Origin of the sequence: Haemophilus parahaemolyticus, assembly GCF_018373095.1 — a bacterium.
Classification (GTDB): domain Bacteria; phylum Pseudomonadota; class Gammaproteobacteria; order Enterobacterales; family Pasteurellaceae; genus Haemophilus_A; species Haemophilus_A parahaemolyticus_A.
Map to the genome: position 1 here is coordinate 1 of NZ_JAHAHT010000092.1, position 6,971 is coordinate 6,971.

General features: G+C 40.7%; 6 protein-coding genes. All 6 read right to left on the minus strand.

Annotated elements, in window-relative coordinates:
- The coding region (gene rpoD, locus KH943_RS08340; RefSeq protein ID WP_304109916.1) for an RNA polymerase sigma factor RpoD at positions 1 to 1,589 on the minus strand (1,589 nt) is incomplete at its 3' end.
- A gap of 122 nt (positions 1,590 to 1,711) precedes the next feature.
- Positions 1,712 to 2,092: a phosphate-starvation-inducible protein PsiE gene (gene psiE / locus KH943_RS08345; RefSeq protein WP_438359835.1), complete on the minus strand. Its 381-nt coding sequence runs from the start codon at positions 2,090 to 2,092 to the stop codon at positions 1,712 to 1,714.
- Between the two features lie 229 nt (positions 2,093 to 2,321).
- Positions 2,322 to 3,911, minus strand: a complete 1,590-nt coding sequence (prfC, locus tag KH943_RS08350; RefSeq protein ID WP_304109920.1) for a peptide chain release factor 3 — start codon at positions 3,909 to 3,911, stop codon at positions 2,322 to 2,324.
- Positions 3,912 to 4,088: 177 nt separating this feature from the next.
- Entirely contained in the window at positions 4,089 to 4,649 is a 561-nt protein-coding gene (locus tag KH943_RS08355) for a DNA-3-methyladenine glycosylase I (RefSeq protein WP_304109922.1), read from the minus strand.
- Between the two features lie 71 nt (positions 4,650 to 4,720).
- Positions 4,721 to 6,064 carry an acetyl-CoA carboxylase biotin carboxylase subunit gene (gene accC / locus KH943_RS08360; RefSeq protein ID WP_304109924.1) on the minus strand — a complete coding sequence of 448 codons (1,344 nt, stop codon included), beginning with the start codon at positions 6,062 to 6,064 and terminating at the stop codon, positions 4,721 to 4,723.
- Between the two features lie 144 nt (positions 6,065 to 6,208).
- Positions 6,209 to 6,673: an acetyl-CoA carboxylase biotin carboxyl carrier protein gene (gene accB / locus KH943_RS08365; RefSeq protein ID WP_304109926.1), complete on the minus strand. Its 465-nt coding sequence runs from the start codon at positions 6,671 to 6,673 to the stop codon at positions 6,209 to 6,211.
- Between the last annotated feature and the right edge of the window lie 298 nt (positions 6,674 to 6,971).

A 6,971-nucleotide genomic window follows, 5' to 3' on the forward strand; every position in this document is an offset into this window, starting at 1 on the left:
AAATGTGAATCGTCGTCATCACCGATAGGCGTTTCCATTGAAATTGGCTCTTTAGCAATTTTCAACACCTTACGGATTTTATCCTCAGGCATATTCATACGTTCTGCGAGTTCTTCTGGTGTCGCTTCGCGTCCCATTTCTTGTAAGCATTGACGAGAAATACGGTTAAGTTTGTTAATTGTCTCAATCATATGCACTGGGATACGAATCGTACGTGCTTGGTCTGCAATTGAGCGTGTAATCGCCTGACGAATCCACCAAGTTGCATAGGTTGAGAATTTGTAGCCACGGCGATATTCGAATTTATCTACCGCTTTCATCAAGCCAATGTTCCCTTCTTGGATTAAATCCAAGAATTGTAAACCGCGGTTGGTGTATTTTTTCGCAATTGAGATTACCAAACGTAAGTTTGCTTCTACCATCTCTTTTTTCGCACGACGGGCTTTTAACTCACCGTTGGCAATACGTCCGCCAATTTCTCGAATTTGTGCAATGGTTAAGCCAGAATTTTGTTCTAAATTCTGCAAGTTCACGATATTTACACGAATTTTCTCAACATAATTCGCTAATTTCGGCACACCACCACGTTTTGCATTGATGGCTTTTTCCATCCACGCTTCGCTGGTTTCATTACCTTGGAAGTTTTTGAGGAAGTCCGCTTTCTTCATTCCCGCATATTCCACCGCATAGCGTTGGATTTGACGTTCTTCCGCACGCACTTGTTTCATCAATTTCTGCATAGTTTCCACAAGTAAGTCGAATTGTTTCGGCACTAAACGGAATTCACGGAAAATATCGGATAACGCATTGATTTGCTCACGTGCTTTTGCGTGGGTACGGCCATGTTTACGAATGGCTAATAACGCTTTTTCGTGCTGTTCTTTAAGAGCAGTGAATTTTTCACGAGCAAGCTCTGGATCGATTGAGTTATCATCACCAGAATCTGTATTACTGCTGTCGCTATCTTCCTCTTCTTCCTCATCTTCAACATCGTTCACATCTGCGTGTTCATCGTCATCAAGATGAATTGAATCATCATCAGTAACAGGGTTTTCTTCCTGTGCATTTGGATCCACGAAAGCCGTAATCAAATCTACCAAACGCATATTGCCAGCTTCTACTTCTGCATAGCAAGTTAATACACCCTCAAGCGCTTCTGGATACTCTGCTACCGCACATTGTACTTCGTTGATCCCCTCTTCTATACGTTTTGAAATCTGGATTTCATCTTCGCGAGTAAGAAGTTCAACTGTTCCCATTTCACGCATATACATACGCACAGGATCTGTGGTTCTACCGAGCTCAGATTCTACGGTAGAAAGCACTTTGGTTGCTTCTTCCACCACATCTTCATCAGTAATATTTTCGGCAAGCATTAACTCATCTGTATCAGGTGCCGTTTCTAAAACTTGGATCCCCATATCGGTGATCATTTGAATAATATCTTCGATTTGCTCTGCATCAACCAATTCTTCAGGCAGATGGTCGTGCACCTCAGACAGAATCAAATAACCCTGTTCACGACCTTGAGCAATCAGAAGTTCGATTCGAGATTGTTGTTCTAATTGTTGATCTACATGTTGTTCCATAATGATTTCCGTTTTTTCGAGCAGGCAAAAATAGTGGTGGATTATACCATTTTTTTGAGTTGTTTTGTCAAAATAGGGCTGTTATATCGGATTTTTTGTTGTGATTTTCAAGTAAAAGGCTATTAAATATTTTTCACTTTATCCGAATATAAAATCAAACAAAGTGCAATAACCATTAGTAAAATTGCACCGGCAAAGAGAATCGTGCTGGTCGCACTTTCGTGATCCACAATAATTAACCGCACCATTGCAGTAATTCCCGTATAAATAAAATAACGTAACGGAAAATGATAACCACTGCGGAAATATTGAGAAATTAGTCCTAAGAAACCGAAATAGAGAAAAAAGTTCAGAATTTGCTCAGCTAAAGTATTCGTCACAATCGCATCTGGGCTGAGTACCATCAAAAATAAGTTATAACTGATTTTTGCTAAAGCAATAATTAATACGACAGTTAAACTAAGAACAAAGCCAATTAAAATAGTTTTAAGTAATTTCGGCATTACGCCTGAAAGGTGGGTAGCAAGGTTGTGTGTGGTCATAAAAATCGATGAATGGAAAAACAATCATTCCTCTCGTCTGCTTGTGGTAGAGGGAGGAGAAAAAACAAAAAATTTTCTAAGTGAGAGAGGAAAATTTGCGAATTATAGAAGAAAATAAACCGCTTTCCCCTCTCTGGCTTCGGATTCTAAACGAATATGAAGCCTGTCTCAAACATAAATAGCGTTATTTTTAATGCTCCCGCGTTTTAAAGAACGCCACATCAGGATAACGTTCTTGAGCCAAGTTCAAATTTACCATCGTTGGAGCAATATAAGTGAGGTTATCACCACCATCTAAGGCTAAATTCTGCTCATTTTTGCGTTTAAACTCTTCAAATTTTTTTGCGTCCGAACATTCTACCCAGCGTGCGGTTGCCACGTTCACATTTTCGTAAATCGCTTCCACGTTGTACTCAGTTTTGAGGCGTGAAACCACCACATCAAACTGAAGTACACCCACCGCACCCACGATTAAATCGTTGTTCATCAGCGGACGGAACACTTGCACCGCACCCTCTTCGGAAAGTTGCACCAAGCCTTTTAACAATTGTTTTTGTTTGAGCGGATCTTTTAAACGAATACGGCGGAATAATTCAGGTGCGAAGTTTGGAATACCCGTAAATTTCAAGGTTTCGCCTTGGGTGAAGGTATCACCAATTTGGATCGTACCGTGGTTGTGTAAGCCGATAATATCGCCTGCATAAGCTTCTTCCGCGTGGGCACGGTCACCCGCCATAAAAGTAAGTGCATCTGAAATCACCACATCTTTGCCGATACGAACATGTTTGAGCTTCATTCCTTTCTCGTATTTACCCGACACCACACGCATAAAGGCAACGCGGTCGCGGTGTTTCGGATCCATATTTGCTTGAATTTTAAACACAAAGCCACTGAATTTCTCTTCCGAGCTTTCCACTGTGCGAGTATCTGCTTGGCGTGACTGTGGTTTTGGTGCCCATTCGGTTAAACCATCTAAGAAGTGATCCACCCCGAAGTTACCGAGAGCCGTTCCAAAGAACACTGGAGTAAGTTCGCCACTGATGAAGGCTTCGTGGTCGAATTCGTTGCTTGCCCCTTGGACTAATTCTAGCTCATCACGCAATTGTTGGGCTAAATCATCACCTACTGCCGCATCTAATTCTGGGTTATCCAAGCCTTTGACAATACGCACTTCTTGAATGATCGAGCCTTGCCCCGATTGATACAAATAGGTTTCATCTTTGGCGATATGATAAACCCCCTTGAACAATTTTCCACAGCCGATAGGCCAAGTGATTGGTGCACAGCGAATTTTCAACACGCTTTCCACTTCGTCCAACAATTCCATAGGGTCGCGAATATCACGGTCGAGTTTGTTCATAAAAGTGATGATTGGTGTATCGCGTAAGCGGGTAACTTCCATCAATTTAATAGTACGTTCCTCAACACCCTTCGCCGAGTCGATCACCATCAAACAGCTATCCACCGCCGTTAAAGTGCGGTAAGTATCTTCCGAGAAATCCTCGTGTCCTGGGGTGTCAAGGAGATTAACCAAACAGTCGTTATACGGGAATTGCATCACAGAGGTAGTGATAGAAATCCCACGTTGTTTTTCCATCTCCATCCAGTCGGATTTCGCATGAGCAGTTGAGCCTTTACCCTTCACCGAACCTGCAGTTTGAATTGCGTTTCCGTATAAAAGTACTTTTTCGGTAATGGTGGTTTTACCCGCATCGGGGTGAGAAATAATCGCAAAGGTTCTGCGTTTATTCACTTCTTGAGGATACTGATTTGTTGACATAAATAATCTGTGCTAAGTCTAAAAAAAGAAAGTGAGCATTATAGCACAAGAGCAAAGGAGTAGCAGTTTCGAAACTTAAGCATTATGGACAAATTTGTTCTATATAAAAGATCTAAAAGCTATATCAAGAAGCAACAGTATTATTTTGTTGAATTAGCGTATATGCATTTTCTATATTTATAAGTTTATTTTACAAAAACAATCATTTATATGATCATTCACTAAGCCCATTGATTGCATGAAAGCATAACAAGTTGTCTCCCCAACAAATACAAAACCTCTTTTTTTTAATGCTTTAGATAAAGCGACGGAAGTTGCTGTTTTAGTGGGAATAATGGAATAATTAGGTACATTATTAACTTGAGGCTTCCCGTCCACAAAGGACCAAATAAACTGGCTAAAATCCTCCCCTCTTTCTTCCATGGCAAGGTAAGCCTGAGCATTTTTCACAATAGCTTCTAGCTTTTTACGATAACGAATTAACCCCGAATTTGCCATTAATTTATCAATATCGACCGCTTGCATTTGAGCTATTTCTTTTGGATTAAACCCGAAAAAGGCTTGCCGATACTTTTCCCGTTTTTTTAACACGGTAATCCAAGAAAGCCCCGCCTGCTGCCCCTCCAAACAGAGGTTCTCAAACAATTTTTGACTGTCAAATTCAGGTTTTCCCCACTCATTATCGTGGTAATCAATATAAATTGAATAACCCTCTGACCATTGACAACGTATATTCATCTATTTTTTATCATTTAAACTAAAAAGAGTTGGTAAAGATTAAAGAATATAATCCAAACCAACTCTTTTTATTATTTCAAACCTAACTTATGCTCTAAATAGTGAATATTCGTTCCACCCTTACGGAAATTTTCGTCTTCCATAATTTTTTCGTGAAGTGGAATATTGGTTTTAATGCCTTCAATGATAGTCTCAGAAAGAGCTTGTTCCATACGACGGATGGCAATATCACGATTTTCAGCAAAAGTAATCAATTTACCAATCATTGAATCGTAGTGTGGAGGCACAGAATAGCCTGAGTAAATATGCGAATCCCAACGTACCCCTAAACCACCTGGCACGTGTAAACGTGTAATTTTACCTGGTGATGGTAAGAAGGTATTTGGATCCTCCGCATTGATACGGCATTCCATTGCGTGACCTTTCACTTTGATGTCATCTTGTGTGATAGAAAGCGGTAAACCTGCGGCAACACGAAGTTGCTCTTTTACTAAGTCTACACCTGTGATCATCTCAGTAACTGGATGCTCAACCTGTAAACGAGTATTCATTTCGATGAAATAGAATTCGCCATTTTCAAAAAGGAATTCGAATGTGCCTGCACCACGGTAGCCAATCTCACGGCACGCATTTGCACAACGCTCACCGATGAATTTACGCAATTCAGGGGTAATGCCTGGTGCTGGAGCTTCTTCAACCACTTTTTGGTGGCGACGCTGCATTGAGCAATCACGCTCTGCGAGATAAACTGCATTGCCGTGAGTATCTGCCATCACTTGAATTTCGATGTGGCGTGGATTTTCAAGGTATTTTTCCATATACACCATATCGTTATTAAATGCCGCTTTCGCTTCCGCCTTGGTCATCGCAATCGATTCTTCTAAATCTTTCTCCTGATAAACCACGCGCATACCACGACCGCCGCCACCGCCAGATGCTTTAATAATCACAGGGTAGCCAATGCGTTTTGCAATCTCTTTATTTTTTGTAGGATCGTTACCGATAGGACCATCAGAACCTGGTACGCAAGGCACACCCGCTTTTTTCATTGCATTGATTGCAGATACTTTGTCGCCCATTAAGCGAATTACATCCGCCGTTGGACCAATAAAGATAAAACCAGAATTTTCAACCTGTTCTGCAAAATCTGCATTTTCAGATAAGAATCCGTAACCTGGGTGGATCGCATCAGCATCTGTTACTTCTGCTGCTGCAATAATAGCAGGAATATTTAAATAGCTTTTTACAGAAGGTGCAGGACCGATACAGACGGTTTCATCTGCCAATAATACGTGTTTAAGTTCGCGGTCTGCTGTTGAGTGAACTGCTACGGTTTTAATACCTAATTCTTTACAGGCACGTAAAACGCGTAAAGCAATTTCGCCACGGTTGGCAATGACAACTTTTTTTAACATTGCTTATTCCTTGTAGAATGAGTTTTACTCACTATTGAAAACAATCAAGCGGTAAAATCTTCTCTAAATTTCACCGCTTCCTAGGCTTATGGTTTGAGAAGTCCTTTGATCAACTCAGGAACCGTTCTCCAACTGCCTATAACATTATTCGATGATGACTAATTTTTGATCGAATTCAACCGCTTCACCATCATTGACAAGGATTGCTTTTACAACACCTGCTTTATCAGATTCAATACGGTTCATCATTTTCATTGCTTCAACAATACAAAGTGCATCACCCACTTTCACTTGTTGCCCTACTTCAATAAATGGTTTCGCTTCTGGGCTTGGACTGCGATAAAAAGTCCCTACCATTGGAGAAAGTACTGCGTGACCTGAAACTTCAGAAGAAGCAGCTGATGCTTCTTGAGCTGGAGTAGAAGCGATTGGTGCAGCTGCAGAAACAGGCACTTGTTGAGGTGCTGCCACATATTGTACTGCTGCTGGTGCAACAGCTGGAGCCGCACGGCTAATACGTACTGTACCTTCTTCTTCAGAAACCTCTAATTCGGTAATGCCTGATTCTTCTACTAATTCGATTAATTTTTTGATTTTGCGAATATCCATAGTGAAATTCCATTAGATTAAATAAATTGACCGATCATTCTGATTTTCACAGAGAAAACCGAATCAACGGATAAAAAAGATGTGCGTAGATTACCTGATTTTCGTGAATTTTGCGACTAAAATCTATGAATTTTAGTGAAAATGCCAGGAACTTAGACCACTTTAGAAGAGAAAGCTAGTAACAAAAAGGCGTACCTTGCGATACGCCTTTTCTTGTGAAGCTTTGACTAAACCATCAATTATTTGATGATTTTAGCAACAACGCCCGCACCTACTGTACGACCACCTTCACGAATCG